Genomic DNA, 22,192 nt, shown 5'->3' on the forward strand with positions numbered 1-22,192 from the left:
GCTTGTCGACAGGCGGTGCTACAGTCCCGACGCGTCAAGCAGCAGCAGGCACGGTGGCATGATCTCGTCCAGCGATTTCTCGGCGAGGATCGTGTCCGCCTCGGCGCGCATGCGCGCGGCCATAGCCTCGCGCGTCAGGCCCGCATCGTCCATCAGCCGTGCGCCGACCTGCACGAAGAACTCGCGCCCGCGCTCCACCATCGGCGGATAGGCCAGCGCGTCCTCATCCCCCGCCCGCTGCCGCTCCGCGACCAGCGCGAAGGCCGCCGCGCAGCGCAACGCACCCTCCTGCTGCGCGGATAACGGCGCGGCTTGCATCGGCTCTGCGGGCTCGGCGGTGCCCAGCGTGGGCTGAAAGGCAAGAAAAACGAGGCTGAGGAGGTTGGCGATCATGCCCGGGGCCTATACCTGAAGGCCACACGTGGCGCTGCCCCTTTCTGGAGAGCGGCACGAAAACAAGACGAACCGTTTGCGACAGGAGCCTGCCATATGACCGACCATTCCTCCCTTCACCTCCTTATCGGTGGCGAAAAAATCTCCGGCGGCGGGCGCGAGACGCAGGACGTGATCGACCCCGCCACGGCCGAAGTGCTCGGCAGCCTGCCCCATGCGACCAGCGAAGATCTCGACACCGCGCTGGCCAATGCCGACAAGGGCTTCCATTCCTGGCGCAAGGAAAGCGCGGACAAGCGCGCCGCCGCGCTCAACAAGGCAGCCGGCCTGATCCGCGAACGCGCAGGCGACATCGCCAAGCTGCTGACCCGCGAACAGGGCAAGCCGGTCAAGGAAGCCTATGGCGAGGTCATCTTCTGCGCGATGCTGTTCGAATTCTACGCCGGAGAATGTAAGCGCACCTATGGCCGCACGCTGGTGCGCCCAGAAGGGCAGAGCGCGCGTGTGATCTACGTGCCCGTCGGGCCCGTCGCAGGCTTCGCGGCCTGGAACTTCCCCGCCATCAACGTCGCGCGCAAGATCGGCGGCGCGATCGCCGCAGGCTGCTCGGTCATCGTGAAACCGTCCGAAGAAACGCCTGCTGCGGGCCTCGCGCTGGTGCAGTGCCTGCTCGACGGCGGCGTACCGGGCGATGTCTGCCAGGTCGTATTCGGCGTTCCGGACGAGGTCAGCCGCCACCTCCTCGCCTCGCCCATCATCCGCAAGGTGACCTTCACCGGCTCGACCCAGGTGGGCAAGCACCTCACCAAGCTGGCGGCCGACGATCTGAAGGTAATGACCATGGAACTGGGCGGCCACGCGCCGGTGATGGTGTTCAAGGACAGCGATGTCGAAAACGTGCTCGACACGATGGTCGGCGCGAAGTTCCGCAATGCCGGGCAGGTCTGCGTCAGCCCCACGCGCTTCCTCGTCGAGGAAGACCTCTTCCCGCAGTTCCGCGACGGTTTCATCGAACGGGCCAAGGCGATCAAGGTCGGCAACGGTATGGAAGACAGCACACGCATGGGCCCGATGGCGAACGAGCGCGGGCCCGAAGGCCTCGCGAAGAAGATCGCCGACGCGAAGGGCAAGGGTGCGAAGCTCGGCACCGGGGGCGAGCGGATCGGCAACCAGGGCTTCTTCTTCGAGCCGACCGTGCTCAGCGAAGTGCCGACCAATGCTGAAATCATGAACGAAGAGCCGTTCGGCCCGGTCGCAATGGTCAACCCGATGGCGAACGCGGACGCGATGATCGAGGAGGCGAACCGCCTTCCCTATGGCCTGGCCGCCTATGCATGGACCAGCGATCCCAAGCTGCGCAGCCGCCTTGCCGCAGACGTCGAAGCGGGCATGCTGGCGATCAACGGCGCCAACGTGAGTGCACCCGATGCGCCCTTCGGCGGCGTCAAGTGGTCCGGCTTCGGCCGCGAGGACGGGGAAGAAGGCGTGATGCACTGCATGGTCCCCAAGACCATCCACGAAAGCTGATGACTGACGAGGGGGCCTTCGCGCCCCCTCCCTTCCTGTCTTTTTCAAATCGAGACTTGCGCGAATTGCATAACGGCGAATAGTCGCGCGCGATGTCTTGCGGGCATCGCCTTTTGCAATCACCACTATTGGTGTATTGCACATCATGGCCTTCACGGAGCATCCCTTGCGGCGTGAACTGGTGCACGAGATGCACCTGCGCCGCTTCGCCCCAGTGAAAGCCCCCGCCCGCATCGTTCAGATGGTGTGCCTCGTCGAAGAGGAACTGCGGGATGCGGAGCAGGACCACCTCTCGCGCCCTCCCGTGCCACCGAGTTCGGCCGAGCGGGAAAGCCGCTACGCGGTGCTGGAATTTGCAGGCGGCACCACCTTCCTGTGGGAACGCCATACCGAAGCGACCACGATCACCCTCATTGCGCCGGGGCGCGATGGCGATGCGATGGACGCGCTGGTCGACTGGCTTGGCTCATGGCCGGGCGCAGTGCTGCGGGCCACGAAAGTATTCGTCGAAGCTAGCGAGGCCGATGCGCAGGCGCTGCTGCCGCAGATGGGGTTCGAGCGGCAGGATCTCGTCTCCTGCCATGTGTGTTCGAACGTACGGGTCTGGTCCGACTTCCGCATTCGCGAGGACGGCCACGGACGCCTGCTGATCGCCGCCCCGATGCACGAGCCCGACGATCTGGGCCGGATCGTCCAGCGGCTGCAGGAGCTCGGCAATTACCGCAATCTTGCGCTGGTCGGCCTGCCGCAGGTCCAGCGCCTCATGCCCGAACTCAAGGCGCTCGAAGCGCGACTGGCCCAGCATGCACAGGCGCTGGCGGACGACGCGGAGAGTGATGACGAGGCCCTCCTGGGCGAGCTTTCCGGCCTCTCCGCCCAGCTGGCCCGGATTCGCGCAGAAAACAGCTACCGCATGAGCGCCAGCCAGGCCTACGCGCAGATCGCGGCGGATCGCCTGGAGGGGCTCCACGTCCAGCCGATCGACGGCTTCCAGAGCCTGACCGACTTCACCGAACGCAGGCTGGTGCCCGCGACGCGCACGATCGAGACCTTCGTCGGACGTCTGCGGCGCCTCTCCGAACGCAGCGGCGATGCCATCGCCCTGCTCAACACCCGGATCGACACGCGGATCAAGGCGCAGAACCTCGACCTGCTACGGTCGATGGAAAGCAGCTTCAACCTACAGCTGCGGTTGCAGAACCTGGTAGAGGTCCTCTCGGTGATCGCCGCGAGCTATTATGCGGTCGCGCTGATCGCCTACATGGCCAAGGGAGCCGAGGCCTTCGGCAAGGGCGATATCGTCGGCATCGCAATCGGTCTGGTGACCCCGGTCGTGATCCTGACGATCTTCCTTCTCGTCTCACGAATTCGCAATCGTTTCATCAGGGAAACCGAAGACGTCACCAATCGTTCATATAAAGGCCGTGCTTTGAAACATGGCAAAAAGGGTCTATAGCTGATGCGTCGAGGACTCAGGCGTGGGTGAGGAGAAAAATATATGAAAAAATCTCATGGTTTTGTCGGAAGCATGGCACTGGCCTGCCTGCTTGTTTCTGCCGGTTGCAACAGCCGCGCCGATGAAGAAGCTGCCGCTCCCGAAACGACGGCCGAAACGCCCGCAACCACGGCTGCGGAAACCACCGCTCCGGCAGCGGATGTCGATTTTGCCAGCCTCACCGGCGATGCGGCTGCGGGCGAGAAGGTCTTCGCCAATTGCATGAGCTGCCACAGCGTGGAAGAGGGCGTGAACAAGGTCGGCCCGTCACTCCACAACGTCGTCGGTCGCGAGGCCGGTTCGGTCGAAGGCTTCAACTATTCGGATGCCAACAAGAGCAGCGGCATCACGTGGACTCCGGAAGAGCTGTTCGTCTACCTCGCCGATCCGCAGGGGACCGTTCCGGGGACCAAGATGATCTTCCCGGGCATCAAGGACCCGCAGCAGCGGGCGGACCTGATCGCCTACCTGCAGACGCAGTCCTAACCACACCCGGGACAGCCACAAAAAAGGCGCTGCCGCGATATGCGGCGGCGCCTTTTTTGTGTGGGATCTGTGGAGCGGGCGTGCCCTCCGACCTCGGAGAAATGGGTCGCTCGGCGGGCGATCAGTCGACCTTGGGGCGGCCTTCCTTGCGGCGTTCCTCTTCCGCCTCGCGGCGGCGCATGTCCTCCGCGGCCTTGCCTTCGGGCGTATCCATCGGATGGCGGTTGGACCGCTGGCGTAGGAAGAACAGGAATGCGACCGCGACCACAGCCAGCACAACCAGCATCGTCACGAGGTTGAGCGGTGCAGCGACCGCGAGGATCGGGAAATTCATGGTAGCCATAGTAATTTCTCGCTTTCTCCCCCATCACCCCTGAAGATCAACGATCTCAAGGGCATACCCGTTCCGCGCCCGACGCGATCACGTCAGGCGGCCGCGCTCATCCGGGCGAGTTCGCACTGCGACCAGATTTCGCTCAGCGCGCCGATCAGCCGGTCGACGTCGCCATCGTCGTGAACGGGCGACGGCGTGACCCGCAGGCGCTCGGTCCCGACCGGGACGGTCGGGTAATTGATCGGCTGCACATAGATGCCGTGGTTGTCCATCAGCCAGTCGCTGATCCGTTTGCACTTGTGCGCATCGCCGACCATCACCGGGATGATGTGGCTCGGATTGTCGAGATGCGGGATGCCGATCGCATCGAGCCTGCGCCGCACCTTCTGGACCCGCTCGCGGTGGATCGTTCGTTCGACATTGCTCGCCTTGAGATGCCGGATGCTCGCCGCCGCGCCCGCGGCCACTGCAGGGGGCAGCGCAGTCGAGAAGATGAAGCCGCTGGCGAAGGTGCGCACGTAGTCGACCAGATCGGCGCTCGCAGCGATATAGCCGCCCATCACGCCGAACGCCTTGCCCAGCGTCCCTTCGATCACGGTGATCCGGTCCATCAACCCCTCGCGCTCGGCAATGCCGCCGCCGCGCGGACCGTAAAGGCCGACCGCGTGAACCTCGTCGATATAGCTCATCGCGCCGTGGCGCTCGCACACGTCGAGGATCTCGGCGATCGGGGCGATGTCGCCATCCATCGAATAGACGCTTTCGAAGGCGACCAGCTTGGGCACGTCGGGCCCGTATTCGGACAGCTGCCGGTCGAGATCCGTCGGATCATTATGCGCCCAGATGCGCCGTTCCGCCTTGGAATGGCGGATACCTTCGATCATCGATGCGTGGTTCAGCGCATCCGAAAAGACCACGCAGCCCGGGATTCGGCTCGCCAGCGTGCCGAGCGCGGCCCAGTTGGAAACATAGCCGCTGGTGAACAGCAGCGCCGCCTCCTTGCCGTGCAGGTCCGCCAGTTCGCGCTCGAGCAGCACGTGGTGGTGGTTCGTGCCCGAGATATTGCGCGTACCGCCCGCGCCTGCGCCGCATTCGTCGAGCGCGGCGTGCATCGCATCCACCACCACCGGGTGCTGCCCCATGCCGAGGTAATCGTTGGAACACCACACGGTGACGTCCTGCGTCTCTTCGCCCACGAAGCGCGTCGCCTGGGGGAAGGAGCCGCGATGGCGCTTGATATCGGTGAACACGCGATAGCGGCCCTCCTCGCGAACCCCATCCAGCTGGTCCTTGAAAAAAGCTTCGAAATCCATCGCGGAAGGTTCCCTCGTCGTCATGGCAGACCCCTCATCATATTAGCAGGTTCTCGCTTGTCCCGGGCAGCGATGGCCCAGCCCCACAGCGCACCGTCACGCAGCGGCAGGGCGAAAAACAGATATTCCAGCGCGCCGAGCGCGGCGAGCGCAAACAGCAGGCTCGCGCCCGTGGCCGCAGCGCCGGGTGCAGCAAGGGCCGCCTCTACGCCGAGCCATGTCGCGAGCGCGATCGCCATTCCGAGACTCAGCGCCAGCAGCGGCGTGAAGCGGTTGGGCCCGAAATAGCTGGTCAAGTAGCGCAGGTGGCGCGGCATGATGTCGGTGCTCGCATTGGGCACGCCTGCGAACAGGTTCAGCTTGGCCAGCAGGCGCAGCGCGAAGAGCAGCGCGAAAACCTGCGCGCCAAGCGGATTGGGCTGGCCCCAGCCAAGCGCGACGAGCATCGCCGCTGTGCCGGCGAGCGCGAGTTCGTGGTGGATGACAGCCGCGCTCGCCTGACGGAAGCGGGCGAGCCCGCGCGCGTGCGGCGCTGCCGGTTCGCGGCGCGGCCCGGTAACGCCGCCGGTAAGGAAGGCCAATTCGTGCCAGCCCCAGATCGACAGCACACCCACAAAGCCAAGATAGGCACCCTCGGTTCCGGTCATCTGCTGCGATGCGAGCACCGCTGCCAGCCCCGCGATCCCGGCCATGCCAGCCAGCACCAGGCTGCGCGCAAAGCCCGCGCGCGGCGCGTTCGCCGCCCACGCGATCAGCCCGGTGGCGAAGAACCACACAAGGATGGTTGCCATCACCGGCAGGATATGACCGGTGAAGCTCACCACGCGGGCTGCATCCTGACGCTTTGCGGCAGCTCGTTGCGGCGCGCGCGATGGAAATACATGCTCGCGAAAGCCAAACCCACCCGCCCCATGCCGTGGGCGCGCTTCGCGAGGCCGCCGATGCCGCCCTGCGTCTTGCCCGCCTCGATCCGGCGGGTGGCGGCGAGCAACCGGTCCATCTTGGTGCGGAAGGCAGGATCGTCGGTCTCAAGTTCCACCGGGAAGACTTGCCGGGCAATCTGGCTGCAGATCGAGAAGACTTCGTAATCATAGTCGGTCGGGTCGATCCCGAGCGCTTCGTGGAAAACGGGACGGCCGTGATCGCGAACATACATCGTGGCGTAGACCGCCAGCAGGAAGAACCGGATCCACAGCTTGTTCGCGCCTTTCAGCAGCTTCGGGTCCGCCCGCATCAGCAGCGCGAAAGCCTCGCCATGACGGAACTCGTCGTTGCACCACTCCTCGAACCACTGGAAGATCGGGTGGAACTGCCGGTCCGGATTGCGCGCGAGATGGCGGTAGATCGTGATGTAGCGCGAATAGCCGATCTTTTCCGACAGATAGACCGCGTACCAGATGAATTTCGGCTTGAAGAAAGTGTATTTCTTGGTCCGCGTCAGAAAGCCCAGGTCGATCCCGATCCCGGCATCCTTGAGCGTGTCGTTGATGAAGCCTGCATGCCGGCTCTCGTCCCGCGCCAGCAGCTTGAACAGACGCTTCACATCGGGGTTCTTCGTCCGCTTCGCGATCTCCGCATAAAGCACGCAGCCCGAGAACTCCGCGGTCAGCGAACTGACCAGGAAATCGATGAACTCGGCGCGAAGGGCCGGATCGAGACTTTCGATCACGCCATCGAAGCTGGCATCGCGCTTGAAGTGATAGCGGTTCGGGTCCGCTTCCATCTCGGCCAGCAGGCCGTCCCACTCGCCGCGCACCAGCGACACGTCGATCCCGTCGAGCGCATCGAAGTCGGTCGTGTAGAAGCGCGGGCTGAGCACGGTCTCGTGCGTCGCCATGGCATAGGTGTCCGGCCGTTGATCCGGACGGGCGGCGAATGCGGTCTGGGCGTTCATTTGAGGCTCCCTGCGCTGAAACTGACTTCGTAGAGCTCACGAAGATCTAGATAGGCGACCAGCTTGGTCCATTCGCGCATCAGCGGCCCGGCGCGGGTGACCGTGGCCATGCGTTCGAACTGCGCGGTTTCGCCGAAGGCGATCTGGATCGGCGCACCGTGGACGCGCACCTTGTCTCCCGGACGGATGCCGACATCCTCGGCCAGTTCGACATGGGCATGGAAATGCTCGTCGCTCTGCTCGACACTGATCCGGCAGGGGATGTCGAACCGCCGGTGCCTGTTGGTCGTTTCCGCCATCACGCCGTCTCCTGTTCCAGCAGCACGGCGAAGGCCGCCCGGTTGCTCTCTCCGAAGCCGACCAGCTCGCGGCTCTCGCCAGTGGCCGGATCGCTCAGCGTCAGGCCGCCATCCTCCCATCCGGTCAGCTCGAAGGGGGTGTCGGGGCCGATGCCGGCGCGCTTGCGGACCAGCACCAGGCCCCGCATCGTGGAGCGCACGAAACCGCCCGTGCCCGGCTCGACCCGCGCGATCGCTTCTCCTGTCGCCGCGTCGGACACCAGCACCGCGCCGTCGGGCGCATCATGGAAATAGAGGCTGCGGCGCGCGGTCTCCTGCGTGCCCGCAGCGATGCGCGATGCCTGCGGCACGGCGTCACGCCCGACGAGGCCAAAGCTAACCGATGCCGCCAGCAGGATCGCAAGCACCGCGATCCCGGCAATCAGCGCGAGCGGAACCTTGAGAACAGGCGCGTCGTGGTCGTGATGCAAGCTCATGCGAAGGCCCCTTCCAGCGTAGGCCGGACGCGGCCCGGAGCCGGCGGCGGCGCCTCTTCGGCGCGCGCGATCGCTTGATGAGCGGCGACCGCCTCGGCCAGACGTTCCGCGACCATCGCCGCCTGCGGCAGGCCGCGCAGCATCGGTTGCGGATGGGCAAAGTGCCATGGCCGCGCGTGCGGCCACAGCAAGAGGTAGCCCAGCGTATGTTCGCCCGCGGGCTCCAGCGCGATCTCACCGAAACCGTTGCTCCTGTCGTTCAGGCGAGCCGCGCCGATCCTGCCGAGCGGGAGGTTGACCGTCTTCTCGATCGCCATGCCGATGTGCAAAATGATCCGGCGGTCGGTCAGGATGTAGCTCGTCGTCCGCGCCGAAATCAGGGCCAGCGCGTAGACGAGCGCGAGCACACACAGGCCCGCGCCCAGCGTGGCCAGCGCGCCGCCCGCGCTGCCCTCTGCCAGCGCCCACAGCGCCAGAGCCACGAAATAGCCTGCGATCCACGGGCTGCGAAACGCGCTGCGCGCCAGCACGCGCGCGTCGGGCTTGCCCTGCCAGAGCACGCTCTCGTCGCGCTGCGGGCTCCACAGCGCCTCGACCTGCGCGGCGCTGAGCGCCGTGCGCGGGCGGGCCGGCTGGCGATCCTGCGCGCTCATAGCAGCGGCTCCTGCCTTTCGGGCGTGGCATAGAGGTAGCCGCCGCCGAAATAGGCGACGATCCGCTCTTCCTCATACATCGTGATCTGATCGGGCGCCGCCGGGGCCGGTGCGCCCGCGAACTGCGCGGCGTTGAGCGCATCGATCACGATCACGCCCCTGCCCTTCTTCACCACCGACATGGCCATCGGTGCGAGCACGGTCCTGCCGCTCCCGGTGGCGATCTGGAGATAGCGGATGACATGCTCGGCCCGGTCGATCCACACCTCGGTCACCTCGCCCACCGGCTGGAAATCCGCGCCGACCACCATCATGCCGACGGGATTGGCGTCGCGCGCGGCGATCGCGATGTCCGATTCCAGGCTCATCGGCACGATCCGCGGGCGCCCGTCATGCGTGACGTCGGGCACGGGCTTGCGGTTCGCCCACGATGCCGGGCCGAGCCCGTCGATCAGCGGATCGCCGGTGGGCACATAGGGCGCGCCATTGGAGCCGAACGCCCGCTTTGCCGGAACATCCACCCGCTCGCGCGCGCCGCTTTCGGGCGAGGACAGCCCGTGCCCGTGGGGCAGCCGGAAGGTCTTGGGGCTCGCGCGGCTCAGCGGCCCGCCGAGACTTTGGACGAAGCCGGTCCCCTCGTCTTCCAGCGGATAGCCTTCGCGCCGGTCTTCGCGCCGCAGGTAAAAGACGAGCGCGATGAAGAACAGCACGAAGGCGAGAAACACCAGCTCCGTGATATCGAGCGTTCCCACCAGATAGGGATCGGTCATTGGGGCTCTCCTTGGGTGGCAGTCATGTCGGGAACTCGCGCAGGCCAAAGGGTCCCGCGAAGGGCTGCACGAAGTCCGGGCCCCGGCGACGTGCGACGAGCGGGCCGAGCGCCACGAGCGCGGCCAGCAGCAGCATGATTTCGATGATGTAGACGCTGCCATAACCGGCGGCGGGATCGTTCAGCGCGCCCGACAGGCCGCCAGCGGTGGCGGTCTGCGAGATGATGTCGCGGATCGTGCCGCCCACCGCGATCGCCAGCCCCGCACAGCTTGCCTGCACCGCGCCCCATGCGCCCAGCGCCAGCCCTGCGCCTTCGCCGCTTGCGCGGGCCATCGTTTCGGTCAGCGTGCCGACCGAAAACAGGCCGAGGCCGAGACCGATTGTGCTTGCACCCGCGAACAGCAGCAGGCTCGACTGGAAGGGTGCGGCGAACAGCACCAGGAGGAAGGCCGTGATCCCCGCGACGAGGCCGGTCCCTGCTAGGCGCAACGGGTCTCCCCCGCGCGAAAGGCTGCGCCCGGCGAGACAGAATCCCGCGAGCGCTCCTGCTGCCCAGGCACCCGTCAGCATCGTCGTGCTGCCGACACTCAGGTCGAGAATTTCGCCCCCATAGGGCTCCAGCAGCGCATCCTGCATCGCGAACGCCGCCGCGCCGATGCCGATCGCGGCGAGCAGGCGTGCGGTGCGCTCCTCCGCCACGAAGGCGCGCCACAGCGCGGTGAAGCTTGGCCCATCCGGGCCGTCAGGCAGGCGCGAGGCCCCGCGCGGCTCCTGCTTCCACAGCGCCACGATGTTCAGCACCATCGTCAGCAGGGCGGCACCCTGGATCACTTGCACCAACCGCGTGGGCGAGAAATCGACCAAAAGCGATCCGATGACCAGCGCGGCGAGCATCGTACCCGCCAGCAACATGACATAGAGCAGCGCGACCGCGCGCGGGCGTTTGTCTTCGGGGGCAAGGTCGGTCGCCAGCGCCAGTCCCGCGGTCTGCGTGGTGTGCAATCCCGCGCCCGTCAGCAGGAAGGCAAAGGCGCTGGCAGTGACGCCCAGCGTGGCGTGCGCAGGATCGGACATCAGCAGCAGCGCGAAGGGCATGATCGCCAGCCCGCCGAACTGCATCAGCGTGCCGAGCCAGATATAGGGCACCCGCCGCCAGCCCAGCAGCGAGCGATGGGTGTCCGACTTGTGGCCGATCAGCGCCCTCAACGGCGCAACCAGCAGCGGCACCGCGATGATCGTCGCGACCAGCCCGGCGGGGATCGACAGCTCGACGATCATCACGCGGTTGAGCGTGCCCGTCAGCAGCACCGTCGCCATGCCCACACTCACCTGGAACAGCGCAAGGCGCAGCAGGCGCGCCAGCGGCAGCTCCACACTCGCGGCATCGGCGAAGGGCAGCCATGCCGTGGCCACCTTCGTCCAGCGTGCAGCAAGAGGCGCGGGATCGTTCATCCGCGGCGCACCAGTTCGATCGCATGGCTGGTATAGAAACCGCTGGAAATGCGCTGGCTGCGCGCAATGCGCCAGTCATGCAGCGGCGCAAGACTTTGGCGCAGGCGGTCCTCGGCGATCGGCACCAGCCGAGGCGAGCGGTCCGAACGCGGGAACAGCTTGCCCGTCTGGTACATCGCGAACAGCAGCGGCGTGCGCGGCACAAAGGTGAAGAGGATGCTGTGCGAAGTCCGCTCACCCAGCCGGGCGAGCGCGGCGACAAGGTCTTCCTCGCGGTAATGGATCAGCGAATCCATCGCGACCACATGGGCGAACTCGCCCAGCGCGGGGTCGAGCATGTCGCCTGCGCGCCAGTGTATCCGGCCGTGCCCGGTAAATGGCTCGCGCTGTCTTGCGACGCCCACCAGCCCGGCGGCGACGTCGACGCCCGTCACCTCCGCCCCGCGACAGGCCGCCTCGATGCTGAAGGCACCCGTGCCGCATCCAGCGTCGAGCACGCGGGTACGGCGCAGGTCCTGCGGCAGCCAGCCGAGCAGCGTGTTGCGCATGGCCTCGCGCCCTGCCCGCACGGTCGCGCGCACGCCGCTGACTTTCGCGTCGGACGTCAGGTCGATCCATGCCTTTTGCGCGGTGCTGTCGAAATAGGTCGCCAGCCGGTCGCGGTTGAGATCGTAGGGGGTGGTTGCGCGGGTAGCCATGCGAATGCTCCTATTCGAAGCCCAGGAAATCGAAGATGTCGCGGTCCTTCATCGCGGTCGCTTCGGAAGGGTCGACCCCGTCCCACAGCAATTGCGCGAGGCGGATGTATTCGAGTTGCGCAGCGAGCACTTCGGGGCACTCCTCCATCTCGAACAAAGTGCATTTCTTGAGACGCGAGCGGCGGATCGCATCGAGATCCCGGAAATGCGCCAGCCGCTGCATCCCGATCTCGTCGCAGAAGCGGTCGATCTCGTCGGTCTCGCGGCTGCGATTCGCGACCACGCCTGCAAGGCGCACGTCGTAGTTCTTCGCCTTCGCGCCGATCGCGGCGACGATCCGGTTCATCGCGAAGATGCTGTCGAAATCGTTCGCGGCTACCACCAGCGCGCGCTCGGCATGTTGCAGCGGCGCGGCGAACCCGCCGCACACCACGTCGCCCAGCACGTCGAAGATCACCACGTCGGTGTCTTCGAGCAGGTGGTGCTGCTTCAGCAGCTTCACCGTCTGCCCGACCACGTAGCCGCCGCAGCCGGTGCCCGCAGGCGGGCCGCCCGCCTCGACGCACATCACGCCGTTGTATCCTTCGAACATGAAGTCCTCGGTCCGCAGCTCCTCGCTGTGAAACTCGACCTGCTCCAGCGCGTCGATCACCGTCGGCATCAACTTCTTGGTCAGCGTGAAGGTGCTGTCGTGTTTGGGATCGCAGCCGATCTGGAGCACCCGGTGGCCAAGCTTGCTGAACGCGGCAGAGAGGTTGGATGACGTGGTCGACTTGCCGATCCCGCCCTTGCCGTAGACCGCAAAAACCTTCGCGCCCTTGATCTTGTCGCTCGGGTCGAGCTGAACCTGGACGGAGCCGTCGCCGTCGGGCGGTGCAAGTGTGCCGGCGTCTAACATTGCATTCTCCTCATTCGGCAGCGACCACGCCTTCGAGCCGATCTTCCAGATCGTCACTCGCCGCGCGCAGGGCTGCCAATGTGTCTTCGTCGGGTTCCCAGAGCTTGCGCTCGCAGGCTTCGAGCAGGCGGTTCGCCACCCGCGCAGAGCTTTTCGGATTAAGCGCGGCGAGCCGCGCGCGCATCGCGTCGTCGAGCACGAAGGTCTCGCTGATCTGCTGGTAGACCCACGGCTTCACATCGCCGGTCGTCGCCGACCAGCCGAGCGTGTTGGTCACGTGGCTCTCGACATGGCGCACCCCTTCGAAGCCGTGCTTGAGCATACCCTCGTACCATTTCGGGTTGAGCGTGCGGGTGCGCGTTTCGAGGTCGATCTGCTCGCCCAGCGTGCGCACCTTCGCTGCACCTTGCGTGGCGTCGAGGATATAGACCGGGGCCTCGCTTCCTTTCGCGCGCGAGATCGCACGGTTCATCCCGCCCAGGCCGTCGACATACTGGTCGAGATCGGTGATCCCGACCTCCACGCTTTCGAGGTTCTGGTAGGTCAGATCGACGCTGGCGAGGGCGGCGGCGAACAGCTCGCGCCGCTGCACGGGCGCGCCCTTGGGCCCATAGGCATAGCCCTTGTGCGTCTCGAACGCGTTGGCCAGCTCGTCCGGATCGGTCCACACGCCGCCGTCGATCAGCTGGTTGACGTTGGCGCCATAGGCACCCTCGGCATTGGAGAAGACGCGCAGCGAAGCAGTTTCCATGTCGCAACCATGCGCCTGCGCAAAAGCAAGGCTGTGCTTGCGCACGTAGTTCTGTTCGACCGGCTCGTCCGCGATGCTGGCCAGCCACGCGGCTTCGGCGAGCATCCGGGTTTGCAAGGGCAGCAGGTCGCGGAAAATGCCCGAGAGCGTTGCGACGATGTCGATCCGCGGACGCCCGAGCTCTTCCAGCGAGATCAGTTCGGCACCGCTCAACCGGCCGTAGGAATCGAGCCGGGGGCGCGCGCCGATCAGCGCCATCGCCTGCGCGAGCTGCGTCCCCTCGCTCTTGAGGTTGTCCGTGCCCCACAGCACCATCGCGATGCTTTCGGGCGTCTTCTGCTCGGCGGCGCGGTGGCGGGCGAGCAATTGTTCGGCCTGCCGCGCACCCTCGGCAACCGCGAAGCTGCTCGGGATGCGGAAGGGGTCGAAGCCGTGAATATTGCGGCCCGTCGGGAGGACGTCCGGGTTGCGGAGCACGTCGCCACCCGGTGACGGCAGCACGTAGCCCCCGTCGAGCGCGTGGATCAGCGCGGACATTTCGTCATTGCTGTCGAGCTTGTCTTCCAGCGCTTCGCGATCGGCATCGGGGTCGGCCTGCTCGATCGCGTCGAGCAGGTTGTCGCGTTCCTCGCCTTCCGGGTTCGCGCCGAACACGTGCAGCCCGTGCGGGATCAGCGTGCGCTCCAGCTCATAGAGGCGGCCCGACAGGTCCTCGATATCGCCCATCTCTATTTCGAGCGTGTCGCAGGCATCGGCGATCATCGCTTCGATCGAGGCGCGTTCTTCCGCGTCGGTCGACGCGCGCCAGCGTTCGGTTAACGCCTTGAGGTCGGCGAAACCCTTGTAGAGCCCGGCCTCGGCCAGCGGCGGCGTGAGGTAGCTGATGAGCGTCGCGGCGGCGCGCCGCTTGGCGAGGATGCCTTCGGACGGATTGTTGGCGGCGTAGAGGTTGAAATTGGGCAGGTCGCCCAGCAGCCGCTCGGGCCAGCAATCGCCGCTCAGCCCCGACTGCTTGCCGGGCATGAACTCGAGAGCGCCGTGGGTGCCGAAATGCAGCACCGCGTCCGCGTCGAAGTCGCGGCGGATCCAGCGGTAGAAGGCGGAGAAAGCGTGGGTCGGTGCAAAGCCGCCTTCGAACAGCAACCGCATCGGGTCGCCCTCGTACCCGAAGGCGGGCTGCACGCCGATGAAGACGTTGCCGAGTTTGGCACCATAGATGTGGATCGTGGAGCCATCGGCCTGCTGCCTGCCCGGTGCGGGCCCCCATTGCGCCTCGATTTCCTTCAGGTGCGGTTCGGCGCGGACATGCTCGTCTGCGGGAATGCGCGCGGCGACATTGGCGTCGGCGCAGAACATATCCGCATTGCCGTGCAGCACCGCATCGCGCAGCGCGTCGATGCTCTCTGGCACATCGACCGCGTAGCCCTCTGCGGCAAGCCGGACGAGCGTGGCGTGGAGCGACTCGAACACCGCGAGGTGCGCGGCGGTGCCGGTTGCGCCCGAATTGGGCGGGAAGTTGAAGATGACGATGGCGAGCTTGCGGCTCGCGCGCGCGGCCTTGCGCAGCGCGACCAGCTTCGCGGCTTTGGCGGCAAGCGCAGCGGCGCGTTCGGGATGGCCACGCATCGCGCGCACCGGCCCCTCGGCATCGTCGCTGCGACCGCCGAACAGGCTCGGCGCGATGGCTCCGTCCAGCTCGGGGATCGCGACCATCATGGTGGTTTCGAGCGGGAGCAGCCCCAGCCGCCCCTCGGCCCAGGATTCGAGCGACTGGAACTCGATCGGGTGCGCCGCAATATAGGGCAGGTCGAGGCCCGAGAGCGTTTCGACCGCCGCTTCGGTGTCGTTATAGGCAGGCCCGCCGACCAGCGAGAAACCGGTCAGGTTGACGATCGCATCGACCGTGGGCTTGCCCTCCTTGACGAAGAATTTCTCGATCGCCGGCCGTGCGTCGAGCCCGGCAGCGAACGCAGGCACCACTTCGAGCCCGGCAGCCTCCATCGCCGCGATCACGCCATCATAATGCGCGGTGTCGCGACCCAGCAGGTAGGAGCGCAGCATCAGCAGGCCCACCCGGCCATGCGCGCCCTTCAGCCGCGGCAGCAGGCGCGTGCTTTCCGAAATGAGCTGATCGGTGCGCGGGTGATAGACGCCGACTTCGGGATATTCCTGCGGAGCCGCGGCATGGGTCGCGCCGCGCCGTGCCTCGCGCTCGCCCGCCGCATACCGGTCGATCAGCGCGCGCGCCATCGCGACCACATTGTCGTCCGACCCGGCGAGCCAGTATTGCAGGGTGAGGAAATAGGCGCGCACATCCTGCGCGGTGCCGGGAATGAACTTGAGGATCTTGGGCAAGCGGCGCAGCATCTTCATCTGCCCCGCACCCGAGCTGGCCCCCGGTTTGCCGGAGCCGCGCAGCTTCTTGAGCAGTGCGAGCGGGCCTTTCGCGGGCGCATCCATGCGATAGCCACCCATGCGGGTCAGCCGCACCACCTCGCCCGCCGACATCAGGCCCAGCATCGCGTCGCACTGCTCGCGGCGAGCCTTCAGCGCAGGCATGATCGCGCGGACATGATCGTCAAGGAACAGCATCGTCGCGATCACGATATCGGCCCGCGCGACGTCCATCTCCGCCTGTTCGAGCGATCCGGGCACCCGGTCCCAATCGGACGCCGCGTGCAGCGCGATCGCGATGTTCTCGCTCGCCAGCCGCGCGCTCGCGCGTTCGACCGCACCCTTGAGGTGGTTGTCGAGCGTCACGATCACGACGCGCGTCTGGGGGAGCGCACTAGCGGGCATAATGCGCCTTCGCGTCGTACAGCGTTTCGAGGTCGATCGCTTCGCGGCCCTGTTCGGCGGCGAAGCTCTCCGTGTTCCGCTTCGCCTTGCCGCGCACGAAGAAGGGGATCTTCTTCAGTTCACGCTCGGCCTCCGCGGTCCACAGCGAATTGTCTCCGTCACCCCGGACGTGTTCCGAGGCCCGGTCTTCCTCCCGACTGCTGGCTACAGCTTGAAGACCGGATGCTGAAACGGGTTCAGCATGACGAGAAGGCGAATGGGCAGCGAGGTGGCTCGCCCCCGCGTCGTCCGAAAACTCGAAATCCTCGCGGAACATGGTCAGCAGGTGCTCTTCCAGCCCCATGACCAGCGGGTGCACCCAGGTATCGAACAGCACGTTCGCGCCCTCGAAACCCATCTGCGGACTGTGGCGCGCGGGGAAGTCCTGCACGTGAACCGGGGCGGAGATCACCGCGCAGGGGACGCCCTGCCGCTTGGCGATGTGGCGCTCCATCTGCGTGCCCAGCACCAGCTCGGGCGAGGCGGCGGCGATCGCGTCTTCGACCTCCAGATGATCGTCGGTGATCAGCGGCTCGACGCCGTAGAGCTTGGCCGCATCGCGAATCTTGCGGGCGAATTCGCGGTTGTAGCAGCCGAGCCCGACCACCTCGAAACCCAGCTCTTCGTGCGCGACCCGTGCGGCGGCGACCGCGTGGGTCGCATCGCCGAACACGAACACGCGCTTGCCGGTCAGATAGGTCGAGTCGACCGAGCGGCTCCACCACGGCACCCGCGACTCACCGTCGACGAGCGCAGGCTCGGGATCGACCCCTGCAAGTGCGGCGACCTCGGCAATGAAGTCGCGCGTCGCGCCCACGCCGATCGGCACGGTTGTGGTGCGCGGCTGCTTGAATTCGCGCTCCAGCCAGCGGGCGGCGCTGTCGCCGATTTCAGGATAGAGCACGATGTTGAAGTCCGCCGCACCGATCCGCGCGATCTCGGCAGGCGAGGCCCCCAGCGGGGCGACGCAGTTCACGTCGATACCCAGCGTGTTGAGGATACCGCGCACTTCGCGCACATCGTCGCGGTGGCGAAAGCCCAGTGCTGCGGGGCCGAGAATATTGACCAGCGGCGCGCGCGCCCCACCGTCTTGGGCACGCGGCGCAGGGCGCACATCGCGGTCCGCGATATGGCGTACGATCTGGTAGAAGGTCTCGCCCGCGCCCCAATTTTCCTTGCGCGAATAGCTCGGCAGTTCGAGCGGGACGACCGGACACGGCAGGCGCATCGCCTCGGCCATCCCGGCGGGATCGTCCTGGATCAGTTCGGCCGTGCATGACGATCCGACCAGCATCACCTGCGGATCGAACCGCGCATAGGCATCGCGCGCCGCGCGCTGGAACAGGTCGGCGGTATCCTTGCCCAGATCGCGCGCTTGGAAGGTGGTGTAGGTCACCGGCGGGCGCGCATCGCGCCGCTCGATCATCGTGAACAGCAGGTCGGCGTAGGTGTCGCCCTGCGGCGCGTGGAGCAGGTAGTGGACGCCGCGCATGGCCGTTGCGACCCGCATCGCGCCAACATGAGGAGGTCCCTCGTAGGTCCAGACAGATAGCTGCACCGCTACACCTGCAAGACGTCGCGGCGGCGCAGCGGTCGCGCAAAGAGTTCGGCGAGGTCGCCCGCCTGCTCGAACCCGTGGATGGGGGAGAAGACGAGTTCGATCGCCCACTTGGTCGAAAGCCCTTCGGCCTCCAGCGGGTTGGCGAGGCCGAGGCCGCACACGGTCAGGTCGGGCCTGTCGGCGCGCACCCGGTCGAGCTGCCTGTCGACATCCTGCCCTTCGCTGATCCGCGTCGTCTCGGGCAATTGATCGAGATCGCGCGCAACCAGCTTGCGGTTGAGATAGGGCGTGCCGACTTCGACCGGCTCCATCCCCAGTTCGGTGGCGAGGAAGCGCGCCAGCGGCACCTCCAGCTGTGAGTCGGGCAGGAAGGTGATCCGCTTGCCCACCAGCTTTTCGCGATGATGTTCGAGCGCGCGCTTGGCCCGTTCGCGGCCCGGCGCGATCACGGCATTGGCGTGAATCTCGTCGATCCCGAAGGCAGCGGCGGCGGCTTTGAGCCAGGCGGTGGTGCCCTCCGCGCCGAACGGGAACGGCGCGTCGATCCGCTGCGCACCGCGCCCTTCCAGCGCCTGCGCGGTCTCGCCGAGGAAGGGTTGTGCGAGCAGCACGCGGGTGTTCGGGCCGACCGCGGGAAGTCCGTCCACCGTGCGCGCGGGCAGCACGCCGACGTTCTCGATGCCCAGCTGCGCGAAGAGGCGCAGGAACTGGTCCTCGACGATGTCCGGCAGAGAGCCGACCATCAGCAGTTCGGGCGCTGCGTCGGGCGCGCTTGCGGGCATTGCGGGGACCAGCGCAGCAAGGCACGCATCCTCGCCCTCGGTAAAGGTCGTCTCGATCCCGCTGCCCGAATAGTTGAGTATGCGGACCTGGCCTGCGTGTTTGGCACCGAGGCGCTCGGCAGCCTTGCCAAGGTCCAGCTTGATAACTTCGGAGGGGCAGGAGCCGACCAGAAACAGCTGCTTGATCTCGGGGCGACGGGCCAACAGCCGGTCGACCACGCGGTCCAGCTCTTCGTGGCAATCGGCCATGCCAGCCAGATCGCGTTCCTCGATGATCGCCGTGGCAAAGCGCGGCTCGGCGAAGATCATCACGCCCGCCGCCGACTGCAGCAGATGTGCGCAGGTACGCGATCCGACCACGAGGAAGAACGCGTCCTGCATCTTGCGGTGCAGCCACACAATCCCGGTCAGGCCGCAGAAAACCTCACGCTGGCCGCGCTCCCGCAAGACTTCGCGCTGCGGGGCAATCGAACATCCGCTATCGGCGGGAAGCGAGAATGCCCCGGCCTTCATGCCGGAGCCGCCTGCATGGTGCCCTCAAGGCGTGCGGCGCGCAGCTTGAGCAGGAACTGGCCCGCATTCACGACATAGGCCGCGTAACCGGCCAGCGCGACCAGCAGGCGGGCCTCCACGCTTCCCATCCCGCCCAGCAGCATCGCGAGATAAGTCGTGTGCAGGCCGATCACGACCATGCTGAAGACGTCTTCCCAGAAGAACGGACGGGCAAAGAGCCATTTGCCGAAGACTACCTTTTCCCAGATCGAGCCGGTGATCATGATCGCATAGAGAGCGAGGGTTTTCGCGATGACCGACAGATCGGCTGCGAAAGCTCCTTCGCCGGTCGCGAGCGTCCGGCCGACCAGCACCAGGCTGACAAGAAAGATGGCAAACTGGAGAGGCGCGAGCAGACCCTGAACGATGGTCCAGATGCTCGAGTCGCGGCGCACACGTTCCTCCGGGGTGTACAGCGCGGCCGCGCCGCACTCCCGGCTGTCGCGCGCCTTCGCTCCTGTATCTGGCATGGCCTCGCGTGTCATGGGACCGGGCGGACCTCCTCTCTCTCACAAGGAACCTACGCCTCAGCGAGAGGATGTGTCAATCTGCAGTGACGACAACTTGATTGGACACTCCACGATTTGCACTGGAATCGAATCAGGCGTACGCTCGTTCGAGCACGGGCGGAGTCGCAAGCTGGAATTGCACGCCCGGGCCGACGCAATCCGCGCCGCCACCAGACTGGGGAGAGTCTGCCAATGGCCTCGGTATTCGGAATGGGATCGACCGCTCTGCGGAATATGATCACCAACCCTCTGGGAGGGCGCAAACGCCCGAACGGCTCGCATATCCATCCGCCTGCCGAAATGCTCGAACACCAGGTGTTCGCACGCCTCATGCTGGCGTACCCCCTTGATCGTTACGCCGACGCCGTGGTCGAACTCGATCCTATCGAACCGCAACTTGCCGCGGATTTCGCGGTCAGCCTGCTGACCTGGGAGGCGGACCGCGCATTGCGCGAGGTCGAAGCGCTGCTGCAATGCGGCTACGACATCCAGGCGGTTTTCCTCGACCTTCTCGCACCGGCTGCACGCCAGCTCGGCACTATGTGGGAAGAAGACGAGTGCGATTTCGTGGAAGTCACGATGGGTCTGTGGCGCCTGCAGGAAGTGATGCGCGAAATCGCTTCCGTCGCCCCGCCGATTGCCCGATCGCTGCGCGCGCCCGCACGGGCGCTGTTTTCCCCCATGCCGGGCGACCAGCACGGCTTCGGCGCACTGATGATCGACGATGTGTTTGCCCGGGCGGGATGGGACAGCGAAGCAATGATCGATCCGCAACGCCGGGAATTGCTGACCCTTGTTTCCCAGAAGTCCTTCGATCTGGTAGGATTGACCATTACCACCGATTCACCTAGCAGCACCGTCCAATCCCTGATCCGGGCCATTCGCACGGTATCGGCCAATCCCTCGACGAGCATTTTGATCGGCGGACGGATGGTCAATGCCAACCCCGAAATCGCGGAGGAAGTCGGTGCCGATGGCACGGCGACCGATGCCTTCGCCGCGCTCGAGGTTGCGGAGCGATTGGTCACCAAAGCAGGACTGCACCTTAACCCCGCACCCTAAGGGGGCGAGTATCTGATGCTGACCACGAAGCACGGTAGTGATCCAGACCGTTCCTTCGACGATTCCGCCGAAGTGTTCGGCTCGCTCGACAGCCAGGCCGCACAGCGTCTTGCGCTGGCGGCGGGCGACATCGCGCTTGTAATCGACGATACCGGCGACATCCTCGATGTGGCGATCGACAGCCGGCAATTCCCGGAATTCGCGGATTGGGCGGGCGAGAACTGGCTCGACACGGTGACCGTGGAGAGCCGCCCGAAGATCATGGAAATGCTTGCGTCTGCCCGCAAGGGCGAGTCGCATCGTGCGCGCCAGGTCAATCATCCCACCACCGACATCGACGTGCCCGTGCGCTACACCATCGTGAACCTCGGCAATGGGCGGCATATCGCCCTGGGCCGGGATCTGCGCGATGTCGCCCGCACCCAGCAGCGGCTGCTGCAGGTCCAGCAGGCGCTGGAACGCGATTACATGCGCATGCGCCAGCTCGAAGCGCGCTACCGCATGCTGTTCGAACGTTCGCGCGAGGCCGTGCTGATCGTCGAAGCCGATACGCACCGCATCCGGGAAGCCAATCCCGCCGCCTGCCGCCTTGCCGGGGTCCGCGCCGACAGCCTGCAGGGCAAGAAGCTGGGCGGATTGTTCGACAGCGCCTCGCGCGACCGGCTGACAACCCAGATCGGCTCGGCACTGGGCTCGGATGCGGCCAGCCCGATCGAGGTCACGCTTTCGAAGGGCAGCCGCGAGGCGATGGTCGCGGCGACCGGCTTCAGCCAGTCGCGTCGCCAGTACCTGCTGCTGATCGTCACTCCGGTCGACGAACAGCCGCCACACGACGACAATAGCCTGTCCGATATTGTCGAGACGATGCCCGATGCCTTCATCCTCGCCGATGCGGACATGCGGATCGTGCGCGCCAATGCTGCCTTCGTCGAACTGGTCGACGCTGCGAGCGAAGAACAGCTGAACGGGCGATCGCTCGCCCGTCTGCTGGGTCGGCCCGGTATCGACCTCGACCTGATCGCGAGCCAGATGGAGAAGGACGGCGTCGCCCGCAACGTGACCAGCGTGGTCCGCAATCTGAGCGGCACGTCCGAAGAACCGGTCGAGATTTCCGCCGTGGCGACGGGCGAAGACAAGGACGGGGACTCGCGTCACTTCGGCTTCGTCATCCGCCCCGTCGGTCGGCGCCTGCGCGAAGCCGCGCCGGGCGGAGAAGACCTGCCCCGTTCGGTCGACGAGCTGACCGATCTGGTCGGTCGCATGCCGCTGAAGGACATCGTGCGCGAAAGCACCGACCTGATCGAACGGCTGTGTATCGAGGCCGCGCTACTCTACACTTCGGACAACCGCGCGTCGGCTGCCGAAATCCTCGGCCTCAGCCGCCAGAGCCTCTACTCGAAGCTCAATCGCTACGGCCTCGGCAAGCAGGGCGAGGATGCGCGCTAGCC

Annotated in this window: 21 protein-coding genes; 5 read left to right on the plus strand and 16 right to left on the minus strand. The window is 66.1% G+C overall.

The window, feature by feature from the left end:
• Nucleotides 1-18 precede the first annotated feature (18 nt).
• Entirely contained in the window at nt 19-393 is a 375-nt protein-coding gene (locus ACYQ0L_RS05020) for a hypothetical protein (RefSeq protein WP_459787838.1), read from the minus strand.
• A gap of 96 nt (nt 394-489) precedes the next feature.
• Here ACYQ0L_RS05020 and ACYQ0L_RS05025 point away from each other — a divergent pair, with 96 nt between their 5' ends.
• The 3 genes from ACYQ0L_RS05025 (at nt 490) to ACYQ0L_RS05035 (ending at nt 3,901) form a co-directional block, all read left to right on the plus strand.
• The gene (locus tag ACYQ0L_RS05025) at nt 490-1,920 is read left to right on the plus strand and encodes an NAD-dependent succinate-semialdehyde dehydrogenase (protein ID WP_459787839.1); all 1,431 of its coding nucleotides are present in this window, start codon (nt 490-492) and stop codon (nt 1,918-1,920) included.
• Nucleotides 1,921-2,065: 145 nt separating this feature from the next.
• The gene (locus ACYQ0L_RS05030; RefSeq protein WP_459787840.1) at nt 2,066-3,376 is read left to right on the plus strand and encodes a DUF3422 family protein; all 1,311 of its coding nucleotides are present in this window, start codon (nt 2,066-2,068) and stop codon (nt 3,374-3,376) included.
• Nucleotides 3,377-3,418: 42 nt separating this feature from the next.
• Nucleotides 3,419-3,901, plus strand: coding sequence for a c-type cytochrome (locus ACYQ0L_RS05035; RefSeq protein WP_459787841.1), 483 nt, complete (start codon nt 3,419-3,421; stop codon nt 3,899-3,901).
• 121 nt (nt 3,902-4,022) lie between these two features.
• Here the strand turns inward: ACYQ0L_RS05035 and ACYQ0L_RS05040 are convergent, their stop codons facing one another.
• The 15 genes from ACYQ0L_RS05040 to bchF form a co-directional block, all read right to left on the minus strand.
• A complete protein-coding gene (locus ACYQ0L_RS05040) occupies nt 4,023-4,244 on the minus strand; it encodes a hypothetical protein (protein WP_459787842.1) in 222 nt (73 codons plus the stop codon).
• An 83-nt stretch (nt 4,245-4,327) separates the two neighbouring features.
• A complete protein-coding gene (gene hemA / locus ACYQ0L_RS05045) occupies nt 4,328-5,548 on the minus strand; it encodes a 5-aminolevulinate synthase (protein WP_459787844.1) in 1,221 nt (406 codons plus the stop codon).
• A gap of 20 nt (nt 5,549-5,568) precedes the next feature.
• Nucleotides 5,569-6,369: a putative photosynthetic complex assembly protein PuhE gene (gene puhE / locus ACYQ0L_RS05050; RefSeq protein WP_459787845.1), complete on the minus strand. Its 801-nt coding sequence runs from the start codon at nt 6,367-6,369 to the stop codon at nt 5,569-5,571.
• The gene (gene acsF, locus ACYQ0L_RS05055) at nt 6,366-7,442 is read right to left on the minus strand and encodes a magnesium-protoporphyrin IX monomethyl ester (oxidative) cyclase (protein WP_459787846.1); all 1,077 of its coding nucleotides are present in this window, start codon (nt 7,440-7,442) and stop codon (nt 6,366-6,368) included. The genes puhE and acsF overlap by 4 nt, the downstream gene beginning before the upstream one ends.
• A complete protein-coding gene (locus tag ACYQ0L_RS05060; RefSeq protein ID WP_459787848.1) occupies nt 7,439-7,741 on the minus strand; it encodes a hypothetical protein in 303 nt (100 codons plus the stop codon). The genes acsF and ACYQ0L_RS05060 overlap by 4 nt, the downstream gene beginning before the upstream one ends.
• Nucleotides 7,741-8,217, minus strand: coding sequence for a photosynthetic complex assembly protein PuhC (gene puhC / locus ACYQ0L_RS05065; RefSeq protein WP_459787850.1), 477 nt, complete (start codon nt 8,215-8,217; stop codon nt 7,741-7,743). The genes ACYQ0L_RS05060 and puhC overlap by 1 nt, the downstream gene beginning before the upstream one ends.
• Nucleotides 8,214-8,870: a photosynthetic complex putative assembly protein PuhB gene (puhB, locus tag ACYQ0L_RS05070; RefSeq protein WP_459787852.1), complete on the minus strand. Its 657-nt coding sequence runs from the start codon at nt 8,868-8,870 to the stop codon at nt 8,214-8,216. Before puhB ends, puhC begins: the two co-directional genes overlap by 4 nt.
• Entirely contained in the window at nt 8,867-9,640 is a 774-nt protein-coding gene (puhA, locus tag ACYQ0L_RS05075) for a photosynthetic reaction center subunit H (RefSeq protein WP_459787854.1), read from the minus strand. Before puhA ends, puhB begins: the two co-directional genes overlap by 4 nt.
• 22 nt (nt 9,641-9,662) lie before the next feature.
• Entirely contained in the window at nt 9,663-11,093 is a 1,431-nt protein-coding gene (locus tag ACYQ0L_RS05080; RefSeq protein WP_459787855.1) for a BCD family MFS transporter, read from the minus strand.
• A complete protein-coding gene (gene bchM, locus ACYQ0L_RS05085; RefSeq protein ID WP_459787857.1) occupies nt 11,090-11,791 on the minus strand; it encodes a magnesium protoporphyrin IX methyltransferase in 702 nt (233 codons plus the stop codon). The genes ACYQ0L_RS05080 and bchM overlap by 4 nt, the downstream gene beginning before the upstream one ends.
• A 10-nt stretch (nt 11,792-11,801) precedes the next feature.
• Nucleotides 11,802-12,689 (minus strand): ferredoxin:protochlorophyllide reductase (ATP-dependent) iron-sulfur ATP-binding protein, encoded by an 888-nt coding sequence (gene bchL, locus ACYQ0L_RS05090; RefSeq protein WP_459787859.1) that lies wholly within the window; start codon nt 12,687-12,689, stop codon nt 11,802-11,804.
• 10 nt (nt 12,690-12,699) lie between these two features.
• A complete protein-coding gene (gene bchH / locus ACYQ0L_RS05095) occupies nt 12,700-16,239 on the minus strand; it encodes a magnesium chelatase subunit H (RefSeq protein ID WP_459787860.1) in 3,540 nt (1,179 codons plus the stop codon).
• On the minus strand, nt 16,229-17,836 hold the full coding sequence (gene bchB / locus ACYQ0L_RS05100) for a ferredoxin:protochlorophyllide reductase (ATP-dependent) subunit B (RefSeq protein ID WP_459787861.1): 1,608 nt from the start codon (nt 17,834-17,836) through the stop codon (nt 16,229-16,231). Before bchB ends, bchH begins: the two co-directional genes overlap by 11 nt.
• A 2-nt stretch (nt 17,837-17,838) precedes the next feature.
• The gene (locus tag ACYQ0L_RS05105; RefSeq protein ID WP_459787862.1) at nt 17,839-19,134 is read right to left on the minus strand and encodes a ferredoxin:protochlorophyllide reductase (ATP-dependent) subunit N; all 1,296 of its coding nucleotides are present in this window, start codon (nt 19,132-19,134) and stop codon (nt 17,839-17,841) included.
• Nucleotides 19,131-19,643 (minus strand): 2-vinyl bacteriochlorophyllide hydratase, encoded by a 513-nt coding sequence (gene bchF, locus ACYQ0L_RS05110; protein WP_459787864.1) that lies wholly within the window; start codon nt 19,641-19,643, stop codon nt 19,131-19,133. The genes ACYQ0L_RS05105 and bchF overlap by 4 nt, the downstream gene beginning before the upstream one ends.
• Before the next feature lie 273 nt (nt 19,644-19,916).
• Between bchF and ACYQ0L_RS05115 the strand changes: the two genes are divergently transcribed.
• Nucleotides 19,917-20,744, plus strand: a complete 828-nt coding sequence (locus ACYQ0L_RS05115; protein WP_459787866.1) for a cobalamin B12-binding domain-containing protein — start codon at nt 19,917-19,919, stop codon at nt 20,742-20,744.
• A gap of 15 nt (nt 20,745-20,759) precedes the next feature.
• Nucleotides 20,760-22,190, plus strand: a complete 1,431-nt coding sequence (gene ppsR / locus ACYQ0L_RS05120) for a transcriptional regulator PpsR (protein WP_459787867.1) — start codon at nt 20,760-20,762, stop codon at nt 22,188-22,190.
• Nucleotides 22,191-22,192: the final 2 nt, after the last annotated feature.

Source organism: Alteriqipengyuania triglochinis (assembly GCF_054655655.1).